Source organism: Pseudomonas sp. LBUM1655 (assembly GCF_059716085.1).
In genome coordinates, this window is sequence record NZ_CP166801.1 from 4,114,318 (window position 1) to 4,128,313 (window position 13,996).

The 13,996-nt window shown below is 57.7% G+C and carries 14 protein-coding genes; 5 read left to right on the forward strand and 9 right to left on the reverse strand.

The genetic code is table 11. The annotated features are described in order from the left end of the window. Positions 1–8: 8 nt before the first annotated feature. From ACA074_RS18315 to ACA074_RS18340, 6 genes are read right to left on the reverse strand one after another with little or no spacing between them, the layout of a single operon-like run. Positions 9–1,112, reverse strand: coding sequence for a hypothetical protein (locus ACA074_RS18315; RefSeq protein WP_497677543.1), 1,104 nt, complete (start codon positions 1,110–1,112; stop codon positions 9–11). After that, positions 1,103–2,335, reverse strand: coding sequence for an MATE family efflux transporter (locus ACA074_RS18320; protein WP_401266221.1), 1,233 nt, complete (start codon positions 2,333–2,335; stop codon positions 1,103–1,105). The genes ACA074_RS18315 and ACA074_RS18320 overlap by 10 nt, the downstream gene beginning before the upstream one ends. Further along, entirely contained in the window at positions 2,332–3,444 is a 1,113-nt protein-coding gene (locus ACA074_RS18325; RefSeq protein ID WP_497677544.1) for a polysaccharide pyruvyl transferase family protein, read from the reverse strand. The genes ACA074_RS18320 and ACA074_RS18325 overlap by 4 nt, the downstream gene beginning before the upstream one ends. Positions 3,445–3,459: 15 nt before the next feature. Then, positions 3,460–4,542, reverse strand: a complete 1,083-nt coding sequence (locus ACA074_RS18330; protein WP_489880948.1) for a glycosyltransferase — start codon at positions 4,540–4,542, stop codon at positions 3,460–3,462. A 38-nt stretch (positions 4,543–4,580) separates the two neighbouring features. Next, the gene (locus tag ACA074_RS18335) at positions 4,581–6,809 is read right to left on the reverse strand and encodes a polysaccharide biosynthesis tyrosine autokinase (RefSeq protein ID WP_497677545.1); all 2,229 of its coding nucleotides are present in this window, start codon (positions 6,807–6,809) and stop codon (positions 4,581–4,583) included. 39 nt (positions 6,810–6,848) lie between these two features. Then, entirely contained in the window at positions 6,849–7,289 is a 441-nt protein-coding gene (locus ACA074_RS18340) for a low molecular weight protein-tyrosine-phosphatase (RefSeq protein WP_187677546.1), read from the reverse strand. A gap of 289 nt (positions 7,290–7,578) precedes the next feature. Here ACA074_RS18340 and ACA074_RS18345 point away from each other — a divergent pair, with 289 nt between their 5' ends. Then, the gene (locus ACA074_RS18345) at positions 7,579–8,541 is read left to right on the forward strand and encodes a glycoside hydrolase family 5 protein (protein ID WP_497677546.1); all 963 of its coding nucleotides are present in this window, start codon (positions 7,579–7,581) and stop codon (positions 8,539–8,541) included. 202 nt (positions 8,542–8,743) lie between these two features. Then, a complete protein-coding gene (gene tal, locus ACA074_RS18350; protein WP_201237474.1) occupies positions 8,744–9,670 on the forward strand; it encodes a transaldolase in 927 nt (308 codons plus the stop codon). 131 nt (positions 9,671–9,801) lie between these two features. Here tal and rssC read toward each other — a convergent pair whose 3' ends face one another. Further along, positions 9,802–10,284 (reverse strand): anti-sigma factor antagonist RssC, encoded by a 483-nt coding sequence (gene rssC / locus ACA074_RS18355; RefSeq protein WP_042560140.1) that lies wholly within the window; start codon positions 10,282–10,284, stop codon positions 9,802–9,804. Next, positions 10,284–11,465, reverse strand: coding sequence for a two-component system response regulator RssB (gene rssB / locus ACA074_RS18360; RefSeq protein ID WP_497677547.1), 1,182 nt, complete (start codon positions 11,463–11,465; stop codon positions 10,284–10,286). Before rssB ends, rssC begins: the two co-directional genes overlap by 1 nt. A 275-nt stretch (positions 11,466–11,740) precedes the next feature. Between rssB and ACA074_RS18365 the strand changes: the two genes are divergently transcribed. Then, entirely contained in the window at positions 11,741–12,040 is a 300-nt protein-coding gene (locus tag ACA074_RS18365) for a PilZ domain-containing protein (protein WP_187677543.1), read from the forward strand. A gap of 53 nt (positions 12,041–12,093) precedes the next feature. On the opposite strand, the gene ACA074_RS18370 is transcribed toward ACA074_RS18365, so the two are convergent. Continuing rightward, positions 12,094–12,783 carry an MlaA family lipoprotein gene (locus tag ACA074_RS18370; RefSeq protein ID WP_187677542.1) on the reverse strand — a complete coding sequence of 230 codons (690 nt, stop codon included), beginning with the start codon at positions 12,781–12,783 and terminating at the stop codon, positions 12,094–12,096. Between the two features lie 198 nt (positions 12,784–12,981). Here ACA074_RS18370 and pcrP point away from each other — a divergent pair, with 198 nt between their 5' ends. Then, positions 12,982–13,602 carry an HAD superfamily inactivated hydrolase PcrP gene (gene pcrP / locus ACA074_RS18375; RefSeq protein ID WP_401266206.1) on the forward strand — a complete coding sequence of 207 codons (621 nt, stop codon included), beginning with the start codon at positions 12,982–12,984 and terminating at the stop codon, positions 13,600–13,602. 108 nt (positions 13,603–13,710) lie between these two features. After that, on the forward strand, positions 13,711–13,974 hold the full coding sequence (locus ACA074_RS18380) for a DUF4404 family protein (protein ID WP_187677540.1): 264 nt from the start codon (positions 13,711–13,713) through the stop codon (positions 13,972–13,974). Positions 13,975–13,996 lie beyond the last annotated feature (22 nt).

The following is a 13,996-nucleotide window of genomic DNA, read 5'->3' on the forward strand; positions in this document are numbered from 1 at the left end:
CACCTGCCTCAATTCAGAATTCTTGATTCAACCTGCATCGGTTTGTTCGCGCGCAGCATCAATCCCAGGCCGACAAACAGCACCGGCACCACCATCGAGAAGTGCCGGGCGAAAGAGCCGAAGTCCGGCTCGAACAAGCCTTGCACCAGCAAAAACGCCAGCGGAATCGCGATCAGTTCCTTGGGTTTGGTCTGGATCGGCGCGCCTTTGTAATCGGTCGAGGTGATGACTTTGAACAGCAGCAGCGCGGTCATGATCATCAACGCCACAAAGATCACCTGGCCCGGCCCCGATAGCAGAATCAGCTCCACCGGGAACGACAGCCGGAAGAAGATGATCATCGAGTCCAGCGCTTGCGAGACGAAGTCACTGCCGCTGAGCCAGGACACGATCAACGACTTCGAGCCCTCCTCCCCCGCCGTGCGCAACTCGTTGTTGCTGGCGCGAATCGACGACACCGGAAACCCGAGCGCCACCTGGATCGCCATGGCCACCGCCAGGTAAAACAGGAACAGCATCAGGAAGAAGGTGAAACGCGACACGTACTTCTTCATCACGCAGACGCCGACCCAGGACAGCGAAAACAGAATCCAGTAAGGCCGGATCAGCACGCCGTAGATCACCGCCGAGAGAAAAAAACCGCCACGATATTTGCGCGTCAACGAGCTGAGCAAAATGCTCAGCACCGCCACCGACACGATGATTTCCTTGGTCAGGTTTTCCAGGAAAAACGAGCGCACGATGCCCCACAGACACAGGGTGCCGAAAATCGCCAGCGGCATGCGCCGGAACACCACAACCGGAATCGCCGTGAGGAAAAAGTTGCAGAACATGCCATAGGCCCAGGCATTGGTCAGGTTGATCCCGGTGGGCCGCAGCAGGAATGCCGAACACTCGTAGGAGGAGCGATCCGGCGAGAACGGGTTCCAGAAATTGCAGTTGTCGGCGCGGGCGTAAGACGACCACAACGTCATGGCATCCGGGCCGGGATCACGGGGGATCAGCAGTGGCATGGCCACCGACAGAAACAAACCGGTGAAGAGGATCAGGAACGAGACGTATGAATCAAGTTTCTTGCCACGAAACTCGATGCACGGCAGCTTCAGGCCCATGACACGGCAGCCTTTTTCGTGCCGGTCACGCGGGTCAACAGAGCAATCACGCCGAGTTGCACAATGATCGCGAAGACGTTGCCCCAAGCCGCGCCATAGATCGAATAGTGCTTGATCAGCACGTAACTGACCGGCACCGAAACCAGCAAGCAGATCGCCGCACTGGCGAGTGACACCCGACTGTTTTTCGAAGCGATCAACCCGCCCCAGACGATGTCGCCAATCGCACGCAGGGCGAAGGAGAAAATCAGCACGGCAAGCAGCGCGTTATCCGGACGCGGCACGCTGGTGGCGACGTAATCGAGCACGATGTTGAAGAACAGATAAATCGCCACCGCCACGGCAGCGGAGACCACCAGCGAACGTGCAACCCACTTGTTCACGAACAGTTGCTTGACCGTGAACGCCTGTTGATCCGCCTGAAAACGCTTGGCCAGCACCGGAATGCCGACCACCGCCACCACCGCGTAAGACAACGCCTGCAAGGTGTTGGCGGCCGACCACGCGTATACGTATTTACCGAGGCTGGCGTAGGGTTCAAGGTCGATGATCAGAAAGCGCTCGGCGTACTGACTCAACGCGATCAACCCGGTGCCGAGATAGAACGGCAACCCGGCCTTCCACACGGCGCCCGTAGCCAGCGTCCCGGCTTCTCGCCCGTGATGAACTCTCACCACAATCAAGTAACCCGCAATGATCACCAGCACGTTGGCGGCGACCCACAGCCACAACACACTGGCGACGCCCGACACCCAGCCGAGCATCATCCCGCCCACGGCCAACAACGCCCACAGGCCGGTCTTGATGAAAAACAGCAACGCACCCGCCGTGGCTTTCTGTGCGGAAAACACGAACGAGTTGATTTCGAACGACAGGTGCTCGGTGAGCAACACCAGCGTCACACAAGCGATCAGCGCGATCGGCGCATCAACCTGCTGGAACAGTGAGTAAATCCCCACGGTCACCAGCGACAACACCAGCCCCACCGCCAGGTACAGCAGCAAAACCTTGTCGACAACCCGGCGCGAACTGCCGCCAACACTGATCAACCGATTGATCTCGGAACTGAAACCGACGCTGTAGAACTTCGACGCGATCAACGACGCCGCGACCACCACGCCGTAAAAACCCAGGGCCTCATAACCGAGGAAATGGGTGATGGCCAGCACCAGCAAAAACTTCGCGCCTAATGCACCGCCGCGAAGCAACAGCCGAAATATCATCGAACGATCCCTTTGATGATGTCGTCCATGGCCACGGTTTTCGCCTCGATCTCGCGGCAGGTATCGGTCAGGCGCTTGCCGAAATCAGACAGTGCATTCGGTGCGTAAACCGTGTTGATGATGGTGTCGACATCGATGTCGCCGCCGTTGATGACCCAGTCCTCGACGCCCATGTCCTGATAGGCGCCAAAGCCTTTGCGCTCGTAGCTGATGTGGTACGCCGGCACGCCGGAGAGCAGCGATTCGATGGCCCCGTGCAGGCGCACGGAGATCACCAGGTCCGGTTGATATTTAGCAATGGTGGCCTTCAACGACAGCAGGTCTTCGGTGATGCCCAATTCGCGATAGAACGCACCGTCATCGTTGCCACGCACAGCGCTTTGTACGGCGCAGACGACTTTGCTTTTGTTCTTGAGGCGCTGCAGCAGCAACTTCAGGTTGGCCACGTAGGCGACTTTCTTTTCCTTGCTCCACTCTGGCGGCTTGCGCAGTACCACACAGACCGTTGCCGGCGATGAGGCGCAGCGGGTGAACTTGGGTTGCAGAAGGATTTTGCTCGCCAATGACTGCACCGCCAGATCCGGCGCGCGGTAGACGTTTTCACAGGCATCGAAGATCGCCGAAGAGCGATTGTCGCGCACGAACACCGCATCGGCGCTGGCGTAATGCTCGACGATTTTGCTGCTCTCGCCGTGGAACGGGCCGATGCTCTGCGGCAGGTACACCGAAGGCACTTTGCTGAGGATCGCGGTTTCCAGTTGCTTGGCGTGGCCCAGTTTCAGTTTGATGTGTTCAAAAGCGCTTTTCGAGCGCATGTAGCCGCCACCGACGCCGACGATCAGATCGGTTTTCTTCAACAGATCGGCAAGCCCCGCGTAGGACTGATTGAGAAACACGGCTTGCTTGACCCGGCCCAAACCTTTGGCCGCCATCACCGGCGCGTCAAAACGCGGGTGCGGCAAATAGCTGAAGGACTCGGGATCGGAAGCCACGACGCTGATCGCGGTGTCATCACCAAAGTTGCGCTGCACCAGGGCAATGGCCAGATCGACGAGCAGGCCGTCACCGGAGTTGGACGCACTGTAGCCATGCAAAATCGTTACGTTCATAAGCTTGAGTTCTACTTAATAAGAGGGAGCGCGATACAGATCGTAGGTCTGGCGAATCATCAACGCAGCGCTGAAACGCTCGCGGACGATGCTGCGACCTTCGTTGCCGAGGTCGAGCAACCGTGGCTTCTGGATTTTCGAAAGCACGTCGGCGAGTGCCTGATGGTCACCTGAGGGAAAGACGTAACCGGACACTTCGTCAGTGACTAACTCGGGCAACGACGTGCAATTGCTGGCAATCACCGGCAGCCCCATGGCCATGCCTTCCAGCGGCACCATGGCAAAGCCTTCCCAACGGCTCGGGACGATCAGCGCATCGGCTTTTTGATACAGCGCGTGCACTTCGCTCGGCGTAACCCACGGCAAGTATTCAACCGAGTCCATGGGTGGGCACTCGACCGCATCCTCGTTGACAGCGCTACCCACCACGGTCAGTTTCAGATCGTTGCGCTGCACCTTGGCGTAGGCCTTGAGCAACACGTCGAAGCCTTTCTGGTAGTCGAGACGGCCGACAAACAGCAGGTGAATCGGCTCGGGATTGTGGGTTTTCGCTGCATCGTCGCGGTGATGAATGCCGTTGTAGATCAGCTTCATGCGCTTGCGCTCAATGCCAAACCGTGCGGCTTTATCCAGTTCGTATTGGCTGACGCAAATGATCACGTCGGTGACCTTCTGCAACACGCGCTCGATCCACGCATAGACTTTCTGCTTGGTCGGCGAGCTTTCCATCAGGAACGAAAAGGCGTGTGGGCAGTAGACGATTTTCGGCTTGCGCCACGGTCGCAACAGCACACACACGCAACGACCGATTACCCCGGAAAAGGTGCTGTGCAAATGCACCACGTCCGGTTTCTCCTTGAGCATCACCTGGGCCAGACGCCAGGCGAAACGCAGCAGCGACGGCACATTGCGCCCGGTACGGGCGAAAGTACGTATCTGCTGCGGTGCGATGCCGTGCAGTTCCTTTTCCTGATCCTGCGGGACCAGATAGACCAGCTGATAGTTGGCAGCGTCGTCTTCGGGGGACGTTGAAATCGTGCGGATCACCGTCGCGACGCCACCTTTTATCGTTTCAGCCACGTGCAGTATTTTCTTCACAATTCACCCACTTCAAAAGTAAGGACAACCGCTGAAACTCAGGACTTGTCGGACGCGTATTCGTAGTTGTAATAGCCGTAGCCGCCGTTGCCGTAATAGCTGGACGCGCGCTTCTCGACGCCGTTGAATACCGCGCCTTTGAGCTCGATGCCGTTCTGGGCAAAGCGGCGAATGGTCAACTCGATCTCTTTGGCCGGGTTCACCCCGAAGCGCGTGACGATCAGGCTGATGCCCGCATCACGGCCGACAATCGCCGCGTCGGTCACGGCCAGCAGCGGCGGTGTATCGATGATCACCACGTCGTACATGTCGCTGAGTTGCGCCAGCAGCTCGCGAAAATTGGCGTGCATCAACAGCTCGGAAGGATTGGGCGGTACCTGGCCACGACTGATGAAGTGCAGGTCGGCGCCTTCGATTTTATTGATCGCCTGTTCGACGCTGCAGCGTTTGACCAGTAGGTCCGACAGACCATTTTCGATCGGTACGTTCAGGGTCTTGTGCAGATGCCCTTTGCGCATGTCGGCATCGATCAGCACCACACGCTGGCCGCTCTGCGCCATGACGGCGGCAAGGTTGGAGGACACGAAGGTCTTGCCGACCTGCGGGCTCGGCCCGGAAATCATGATGCGGTTGTTGGTCGAGTCCAGGCCGGCGAAGTGCAGACAGGTGCGCAGGCTGCGGATCGATTCGATGGACAGATCCGTCGGGTTGCGCAATGCCAACAGGTACGCCGGTTTGTCGGCGCCGTCGCGAGCGCGACCTTTTTTCCCGTCCTCTTCCTGTTGCAGTGCGCTATAGGGAATCGACGCATAGACCGGCAGGCCGAGTTGCTCGATGGCCTCTGGCCCTTCCAGACCACGGCTCAGGGATTTGCGCAGCAGCACCAGCGCCACGCCGAGGAAGGCGCCGAGGAACGTGGCGATGAGCACGATCAAAGGTTTTTTCGGTTTGACCGGACTGGTCAGGTCGACATCCGCCGCATCCACCAAACGTACGTTGCCGACAGCGCCGGCCCGGACGATGTCCAGCTCTTGGGATTTGTTCAACAGTTGCGTGTAGATCTGCGAGGCAACTTCGACATCGCGGGTCAGGTTGAGCAATTCCTGTTGCGTGGCCGGCAAGTCCTGAACCTTGCCTTCCAGTGACTTCTGTAGTTGGGTCAATTCACCGATCTGGCTCATCAACGCGCGATAGGCCGGATGCTGCTTGGTGAACTTGCGATCCATCTCCGCCTGCTGCATTTTCAGCTCGGAAATTCGCGTTTCGAGCGCCACGGACTGACCGAGCACCGATTGGGTTTCCAGGGAGATGTTCACGGTTTTGCCGTGAGTCTGGTAGGCGTTGAGCGCATCGCTGGCCTTGGCCAGATCACGTTTGACCTGCGGTAACTGGCTTTGCAGAAAAGCCAGGCTTTGCGCCGCTTCAGCCGAGGTGCGTCGCACGTTCTGTTCCACGTAAAGCGCGGCAATCTTGTTGAGGATCTTCACCGCCTCGGGCGCATCGGAGCTGGCCAGCGCCAGACGAATAATTCCCGACTCTTTGCCCTGTTCAGTGATATCCAACGCATCCTGGTAGCTCTGGATGGTCACGATCCGTGGATTACGCACCACTTCGAAACGCGTGCCGGGGTTGGCCGATAGCTGCGCGATCAAGCCTTCAACGCCGTCTTGAGCGAAGGCTTCGCCGGTGACGCCGTCGACCAGCAAATTGTCGTTCTCATCGAGCAACTGAAAGTGATTTTGCTCACCGGCGATCAGCGTAAGCTTCTTGCCCAACAGCTCTTTCGGCAGGTTGAGCCGGGCGATGTCCACACGCTCACCGCCCCACGCGTAGCTGTTGAAGCCGAAACGCGGCGGCGCGACGCTTAACTCGGTTTCGCCGTGATAACGGCGGGCGAGAAAACCGCCAATAACCGGGAACCGGTTGGGAGTGACATCGATATCCAGACGCAGGTCATCGACGGTTTTGCCGATCACTGCGCGGGACTTGATGATGCCGATTTCGGTCACCGACGGCGATTGCCCACCGAGCATGCTGTTGAGGTCGGAAAACCCGAGCATGTCGTTCTTTTTCGGTTCGACCTGCACCAGCGCGTTCGCCAGGTACACGGGCGTGGCCAACACTGCATAGGCAACACCGGCGGCCATGAAGGCGCCGGTGAACGCGCCGATCAACCACTTCTGGTCAATCAAACTGCCGAATATGCCGAGCAGATCAATACTGTCTTGATCGTTATCACGGCTGGCGATTACTGACGGTAACTGCATAAGTCTGTTCTTACCATTCACTGATCTGAAGAATATTCATCAACGTGCGAGACGTTGTGCCCATGAGCTGACAGCATCTTCAATCAATGCATGGGCATGAATAAAAGCGGCCTTGCCTTGACGATAGGGATCTTGTATTTCGCGCTCGCTCTGCCATTTGCCGAGCAAAAACACTTTGCCTCTCGCGTGAGAGGCAATTTTCAATACTTGATTTACGTGTTGTTTTTCCATGACCAGAATCAGGTCTGATTCATTGACGATGTCGGCTGTCAGTTGCCGCGCCTGAAACCCCTGGGCACTGTGCCCGTGATCCTCCAGCACCTGCCGCGCCGAGGCTTCAACGCCTTCGCCGACACGTGCGGCGAGGCCTGCGGAGGTCACCGAGATCGTTGAAGGCGCCAGCGCGTTACGCAGCAGAAGTTCTGCTGTCGGACTTCGACATATATTGCCCACGCAGACGACAAGGATCTTTTTGAACAAGGTTTACTTTCCTGTGTAATATCAAACTGCCAACATCTAGAGCGAACTTTAATGAACCCACTAGATCTTCATGCACTCAGAAATAGATTCGCCCTGTTACTACAGCGTATTAAGTACCACAGACCCAAAAGCGCCCCAACCAGAATTACCGGACTAAAAATAACTGTGATTTTCGGATAATGACTTCCTGACAATTAATAACATTCGCGCACTAAGCGTCGTTGTTAGTTTCGTAATTCATGTAACAAGATAACTATTCGCCGTTGTCATTCCCATCGGGAGAACCGACATGAAATCAGCCCATCTCAAACGGCTCAGCGCCTCAGTGTTACTGGCGCTCAGTGCCGCGACGCAGGTTCACGCCAGTGAACTGTTCCCCAACCTCCCCGCCAGAACCATCGGTGTTCAGGTGAAGATCCAGAACTTCACCGCCGAAGATGCCGCACACATCAAAGAAGCAGGATTCAGTTTTGTGCGCTTCGGCGTGTGGAGCGACAGCCTCAGCGCCAAGGCCTATCAGAAGCAGGTCAGTGATGCCTTTGCAGCGGCCAAATCCGCTGGCCTGCCAGTTTTGCTGACCGTGCGCGCCATCAAGCCGCTGACCTCGGCGTCAGGCAATAGCGCTGAACTGGCAACGGCTGGCGAATCCTTTGCCAACGCGCTGACCGGTCTGGAGACAACCTACAGCGCGCAATTGGCGGCGATTGAAATCTGGAATGAGCCGGACCTTGAAACCTATTGGCCGACTCGTAATTTCGACACGACGTTCGTGCCGTTCATGAGCGCGGTGTGCAAGTCGCTGCAGGACAAACCGCAATCGACGCCACGGGTCGGCTACGGTTTCGCCCGGGCACCGACGGCAGGCTCTGCCTCAACCGTGGCGCTGAGCCGCATCGTCAGTGAATACCCGAAATGCCTGAACGCGATCTCCTATCACCCCTACGGCATGACCGCCACGCAGATCAGCAATGCGCAGGCCTTCATCCAGCAGAACTTCCACCTGCCCGGCGTCCTCAGTGAATGGGGCATCTCGGCGCTCACCTCCAACGGTGGCAATGACGGACAAGCCAACAAAATCAGCGCATTCATCGCCGATGTAAAAAGACTCAACATCCCGCTGACATCGATATACGAATGGAAGAACAGTGACTCGGGCAGTAACGATCGCGAGAAAAACTTCGGCCTGCTGACCTCGGGCGGGCAACCGAAACCGGCAAAAATGGCCGCCGCCACTCAATTGAACGCGCAGTAGGCCATGCGCGACTGATCTGTACGCAGGTCAGTTGCGTTGAACCTGTGAGCGGTTTTGGCATCGTATTCATCGATACCGCGCCCTCCCTTTCAAACAATCGTTTTCAGGTTGTTGCCGCATGGGCCGTCGATACACGCACCCGCCCTTGAGTGGCTGTCAGCGCTCGGGTAATGTCGTCAAACCCACAGGACAGAGCACACACATGACTTCCAAGCTGGAACAACTCAAACAAATGACCACCGTGGTTGCCGACACCGGCGACTTCGAAGCGATTGCCCGGGTCAAGCCGGTCGACGCCACCACCAACCCTTCCCTGCTGCTCAAGGCAGCGGCCATTCCTGCTTACGCCGAGCTGCTGAATGCCTGCGTCAGCGACTGCAAGGGCGATGTGGGCCTGGCCAGCGACCGTTTTGGCGTCGCGGTGGGTCAGGAAATCCTCAAAGTGATTCCAGGCCGTATCTCCACTGAAGTGGATGCGCGCCTGTCGTTCGATAAAGATGCCGTGCTGAAACGCGCGCACCGTCTGATCGAGCTGTATGACAAGGCCGGCATTGGCCGCGACCGCGTACTGATCAAGATCGCCTCGACCTGGGAAGGTATCCGCGCGGCCGAGGTGCTGGAGAAGGAAGGCATTCAGACCAACCTGACCCTGCTGTTCTCCTTCGCACAAGCTGCTGCGTGCGCCGATGCTGGCGTGTTCCTGATCTCGCCGTTCGTGGGCCGCATCTACGACTGGTACAAAAAGGCCAACGGCAACGACTACACCGGTGCCGATGATCCGGGCGTGCAGTCGGTTACGCGCATCTACAACTACTACAAGGCCAATGACTACAAGACCGTGGTGATGGGTGCGAGCTTCCGTAACCTGAACCAGATTGAACAACTGGCCGGCTGCGACCGCCTGACCATCAGCCCGGACCTGATCGACAAGCTGGCGGCAGACACCGGCAAGCTGGAGCGCAAACTGGCGCCGGGTCATGCCGGTGAAGCGCGCCTGAGCCTGAACGAAGCGCAGTTCCGCTGGTTGTCCAACGAAGACGCGATGGCCACCGAGAAACTGGCTGAAGGCATCCGTCAGTTTGCCCGTGATCAGGAAAAGCTTGAGGCATTGCTGCAAGCCAAGCTGTGATCTGAGTCGCTGGAATGCAAAAAGGGCGAACCTTCATAGGTTCGCCCTTTTTTGTGGCTGCTGGGAAATTCTTGGTGATCTTGCGGCCGCTTTCGCGAGCAGGCCGGCCCAGACAACATCACTTCAGAGGATCAGTGCCGTTCGAGGGCATTCACCAGATCATGGAAGGCTTCACGATTGGAATCGTTCAACCCCATGAGGATCTTGTGCGCTTCCAGCACCTTGATCCGCACAACCTCTTCCGACTGATCCTGATCCGGCAAGTCGTCCAGGCACTCCGGGCATGGCACTGGGTGGTTGACGATGTTGAACACCTGCTCGAAACCCATCGATTGCAGCAGACGGGTGATGTCATCGTGGGTGGTGACGACGGTCGGCAGCAGGCCGACCTTCTGCCGCGACAGGATCGACAATTTGGCCAACAGGCCCAATGTGGTGCTGTCGATGCTGCGGGTTTCGGTCAAATCGATCACGATCGCGTTGAAATTCAGCGCGGTGAAGATTTTCTCAATAGTCGCATCCAACGCCGAACACAGGGTCAGGCGAACTTCACCGACGAACTTCAGGACGAAGGTGCCGTCCTGCTCGGCGAACTGGATTCTACCGGTACTCATTAAAGATTCCTGCTCAACACCAACAGGGCGATATCATCCGGCATCTCCCCTAGCGTGGCCAATCCAAACACTTGCCGCAGACCATCCAGGCTGCCGCCCGCTGACTTCACCCGTTCGGGCAAAGCCGCTTCTTTTTCTTTGAGCGTAGGTTCTGGCAAAAGATCCAGAATGCCATCAGACATCAGCGTCAGGCTGAACGTCGGTGGCAGCTCAAGCACGTGGTCTTCGTAGGTGGCTTCATTGAAGAGGCCCACCGGCAGACCGCGTCCTTCGAGATAACGAACACTGTCAGGCGTGTACAACACAGGCAAAGGCAGATGGCCGCCAATGCTATAGGTCAACAAACCGGTCTCCTCGTCGATGACTCCACCGACCATTGTGACGTGTTTACCCAGCTTACAACTGATCAGTCCCCGGTTGATATGACCAAGGACTTCCGAAGGCTTGAATTCCGGCAATGTGCCGTTGCGCTTGGATTCGAACAACAAACGCGTGGTCATGAACTTCAGCACCACGGTGACGAAGGCTGAAGAGGCGCCATGACCCGATACGTCTGCCAGGTAAAACGCGACCCGACGCTCATCGACACGGAAATAGTCGACAAAATCACCCGACAGGTACAGCGACGGGATGATCTGGTGCGCAAACTTGAACTCGTCGATGCTCCATGGACTTTCCGGCAGCATGTTCATCTGCACCTGGCGACCGGCGTTCTGGTCTTCCTGGAGCAGGTTCAGGCTGGCTTCGAGTTCGCGGTTGGCCTTTTCCAGCTTCTCGCGATAGCGCTGGTTTTCCAGCAGCAGGCGCGCACGATCCAGGGCCCGGCGCACGGAATGCTCGAGCACGGCCAGATCTTCGAGAGGCTTGATCAGGTAATCCGCCGCGCCCAGGCGCAACGCCTCGACCGCGTCGTTCATCACGCCGGCACCCGACACCACGATCACCGGTGTTTGCGGCGACAGCTCGGTGACCTGACGGATGAGTTCGAGACCGCCCATCTGCGGCATGCGCAGATCGCAGATGACCAGGTCGGGCTTGTCTTGCTCGAATACCTGAAGACCCTGTTGGCCATTGCTGGCCTGCAGGACGCTGAAACCACTGTCTTCCAAATAGGCCGCGAGGCTCGCGCGCACTACTTCGTCATCATCGATTATCAGCAGCGTGGCACTGGTTTTTGGCATGTGGGCAAACGGCGCCAGAATTAGGTTGGCGTAGTTGGCGGGGCGACAGGCCCTGCACTGACTACTGGATTCGCTTTCTAGCCTCTCTGCTGCACCGCTTTAGAGCGTTTGCTCCGTACACGGTTGCACCAGAGGTGCCCTTCTAAGGCGCAGACGGTACTCCCATCCGCGGGGCGTTTCAAGCATGCGCCGATGGTCGCTTGACGACTTTACTTGTCAAATCACCGAGAGTTATAAGAACGGCTCAAACCGTAACCCAATGGAAGGATGAAGCCATGAGTCAAACCGGCCGGGACTACAGCGAAAAACGCGATTTCATCCGCATGCGGGTCGATGCCGATGTCGTGTTGATTCATGAAGGGGATCAGGTGTCAGCGGTGTGTATCGATCTCTCCAGCAGTGGCATGCAGGTCGAGGCGCCGCGCCAGTTCGCGGTAGGTGACCGTTTGAGCGTGCGCATCGATTCCGAGCATGCAGCGCTCAGCGGGCTTGAAGCCGATACCGAAGTAGTCTGGGTCCGGGCGCAAGATGGCGGCGGCCAAAAGCTCGGCCTGACTATTCTGCAGATGAAATAAGCGCACACACAAAAAAGGCGACCCGAGGGTCGCCTTCTTCTTACTGGTCGAGATTAAAAGTCGTCTTCGACCTGGCCATCCTTCACTTTGAACTCGCGGTTCTGCAAGTAGGCGTTGCGGATGAAGGTGTACTTGTCGCCGCTGATCAGCTTTTCGCTCGACAACAGGCTGGCACGGGTGTCGACGATATTCAGGCCGAACACCGAGTTACGCACTGGCACGTCGTTGATATAACGGTAAGGGCCGGTATAGCCGTCGACGTACTTGGACGGCGCGTCTCGCAAAGTGCTTGGCCCCATCAACGGCAGCATCACGTACGGGCCGCTACCCACACCCCAATAGCCGAGGGTCTGGCCGAAATCTTCGTCGCTGCGGTTCAGGCCCATTTTGGTGCCGACGTCGAAGAAGCCAAGCAGACCGAACGTAGTGTTGAAGATCAGGCGCGCAGTGTCGACGCCAGCCGCAGCCGGTTTGGCCTGCAGGATGTTGTTCGCCAGGTTGGTGACATCACCGACGTTGCGGAACATGTTGTGGATGCCGTCTTCGACAAATTGCGGTGTCACGAACTCATAACCCTGTGCCAACGGCTTGAGCGCGTAGGTATCAACGAAGTCGTTGAACTGGAAGATCGGACGGTTGACGCTTTCCCAAGGGTCTTCTTCCGTGGCGGCCTGAGCAGCCAACGGCGCCAGCAGCAGGCCGGCATATACACAAAGCTGAGCGAGCGGAGGGCTCCAGCGCATAGAAAAACTCCTTGGATTTGTACTGGCGCGGGCATCGAGGGCCTGGGCGTTAAGAGCGCTAGTATAAGCGTAAAAGGTCTTTTGGGCAGTCCGCGAATAAAGGCATCTGTGAGACGTCTCCTACGTCGCCTTTCACACAGTTGTCATCCAACTGTCACCGGCACGCCCTAGCCTGTTCGTTATTTCAGGGACGTTGCCATGTCACACGCCGAAACCTTGCCCCTCGCTGCCCCCGGACTGACTGCCGTGCTGTTCGGCCTCAGCGGCTGTCTGGTGGATTTCGGTGCCCGCGCGCGACAAGGCGGTGTCGCCCTGCCCGAACATGCCGATGCCACACTCGGCGCGCTGGACAGCGTGCTCGGTTTGCAGCGCCAGCAGATTCCGTGCGCCTGGCTTGATGAATTGCCCCCCGCCCTTGCACAACCGCTGTCGGCTTCGTTGCCGGCGTGGATCAAGCCGGCGCAACATTCAGCAACAGTCAATCCGTGGCCTGCTCCCAACGCCTGCTGGCAAGCGTTGATGAACTTGAACGTCGCCAGTCTCGACGGCTGCGTGCTGGTCAGCGGTGAACCACGATTGCTGCAATCGGGATTGAATGCCGGGTTATGGACAATCGGGCTCGCCTCCTGCGGTTCGCTGTGCGGGCTCGCGCCGGGCGAATGGCAGGCCCTGAGCCAGAAGGAGCGCGAACAACTGCGCGGCAAGGCGACAATGCAGTTGTTCGGACTCGGCGTGCACTCGGTGATTGATCATCTGGGCGAGCTCGAAACCTGTCTGGCGGACATCAGCCTGCGCCGCCTCAAAGGCGAAAAGCCCTGATCGGGATCATGCAGGGTGGTCGAGAGTGGATTAATCTAAAGGTCAGCCATAGACCTTTGGCGCGCGTCTGCGGTCAATGCCAGTGCCTCTCGATAAAAGGAAAACACCATGCCCGCCCAAGAATTGCAGAAACAGCTAGATACCCTGCGCGAGCAGTTGGAACAGAATCCGCCACTGACTGAAGCCGAGCGGGAAGATCTGCATACGCTGATGCAGCAGATCGAGTTGGAGCTTGAACTCGAAACCAAGACCCAGGATGCCAGCCTCGCTGATGGCGTGAACCTGGCCGTCGAACGCTTTGAAGTCGAACACCCTGCCATTGCTGGCACGCTGCGCAACATCATCAATACACTGGGCAGCATGGGGATCTGATTCCCGCCGAAACGCAAAAAGC

What these genes read in the sequence shown, in the direction of transcription:
- pcrP (WP_401266206.1), top strand. Translation starts at nt 12,982, where the DNA reads ATGTCACACGCCGAAACCTTGCCCCTCGCTGCCCCCGGACTGACTGCC.
- ACA074_RS18320 (WP_401266221.1), bottom strand. Translation starts at nt 2,335, where the DNA reads ATGATATTTCGGCTGTTGCTTCGCGGCGGTGCATTAGGCGCGAAGTTT.
- rssC (WP_042560140.1), bottom strand. Translation starts at nt 10,284, where the DNA reads ATGAGTACCGGTAGAATCCAGTTCGCCGAGCAGGACGGCACCTTCGTC.
- ACA074_RS18345 (WP_497677546.1), top strand. Translation starts at nt 7,579, where the DNA reads ATGAAATCAGCCCATCTCAAACGGCTCAGCGCCTCAGTGTTACTGGCG.
- ACA074_RS18315 (WP_497677543.1), bottom strand. Translation starts at nt 1,112, where the DNA reads ATGGGCCTGAAGCTGCCGTGCATCGAGTTTCGTGGCAAGAAACTTGAT.
- ACA074_RS18325 (WP_497677544.1), bottom strand. Translation starts at nt 3,444, where the DNA reads ATGAACGTAACGATTTTGCATGGCTACAGTGCGTCCAACTCCGGTGAC.
- tal (WP_201237474.1), top strand. Translation starts at nt 8,744, where the DNA reads ATGACTTCCAAGCTGGAACAACTCAAACAAATGACCACCGTGGTTGCC.
- rssB (WP_497677547.1), bottom strand. Translation starts at nt 11,465, where the DNA reads ATGCCAAAAACCAGTGCCACGCTGCTGATAATCGATGATGACGAAGTA.
- ACA074_RS18365 (WP_187677543.1), top strand. Translation starts at nt 11,741, where the DNA reads ATGAGTCAAACCGGCCGGGACTACAGCGAAAAACGCGATTTCATCCGC.
- ACA074_RS18335 (WP_497677545.1), bottom strand. Translation starts at nt 6,809, where the DNA reads ATGCAGTTACCGTCAGTAATCGCCAGCCGTGATAACGATCAAGACAGT.
- ACA074_RS18380 (WP_187677540.1), top strand. Translation starts at nt 13,711, where the DNA reads ATGCCCGCCCAAGAATTGCAGAAACAGCTAGATACCCTGCGCGAGCAG.
- ACA074_RS18370 (WP_187677542.1), bottom strand. Translation starts at nt 12,783, where the DNA reads ATGCGCTGGAGCCCTCCGCTCGCTCAGCTTTGTGTATATGCCGGCCTG.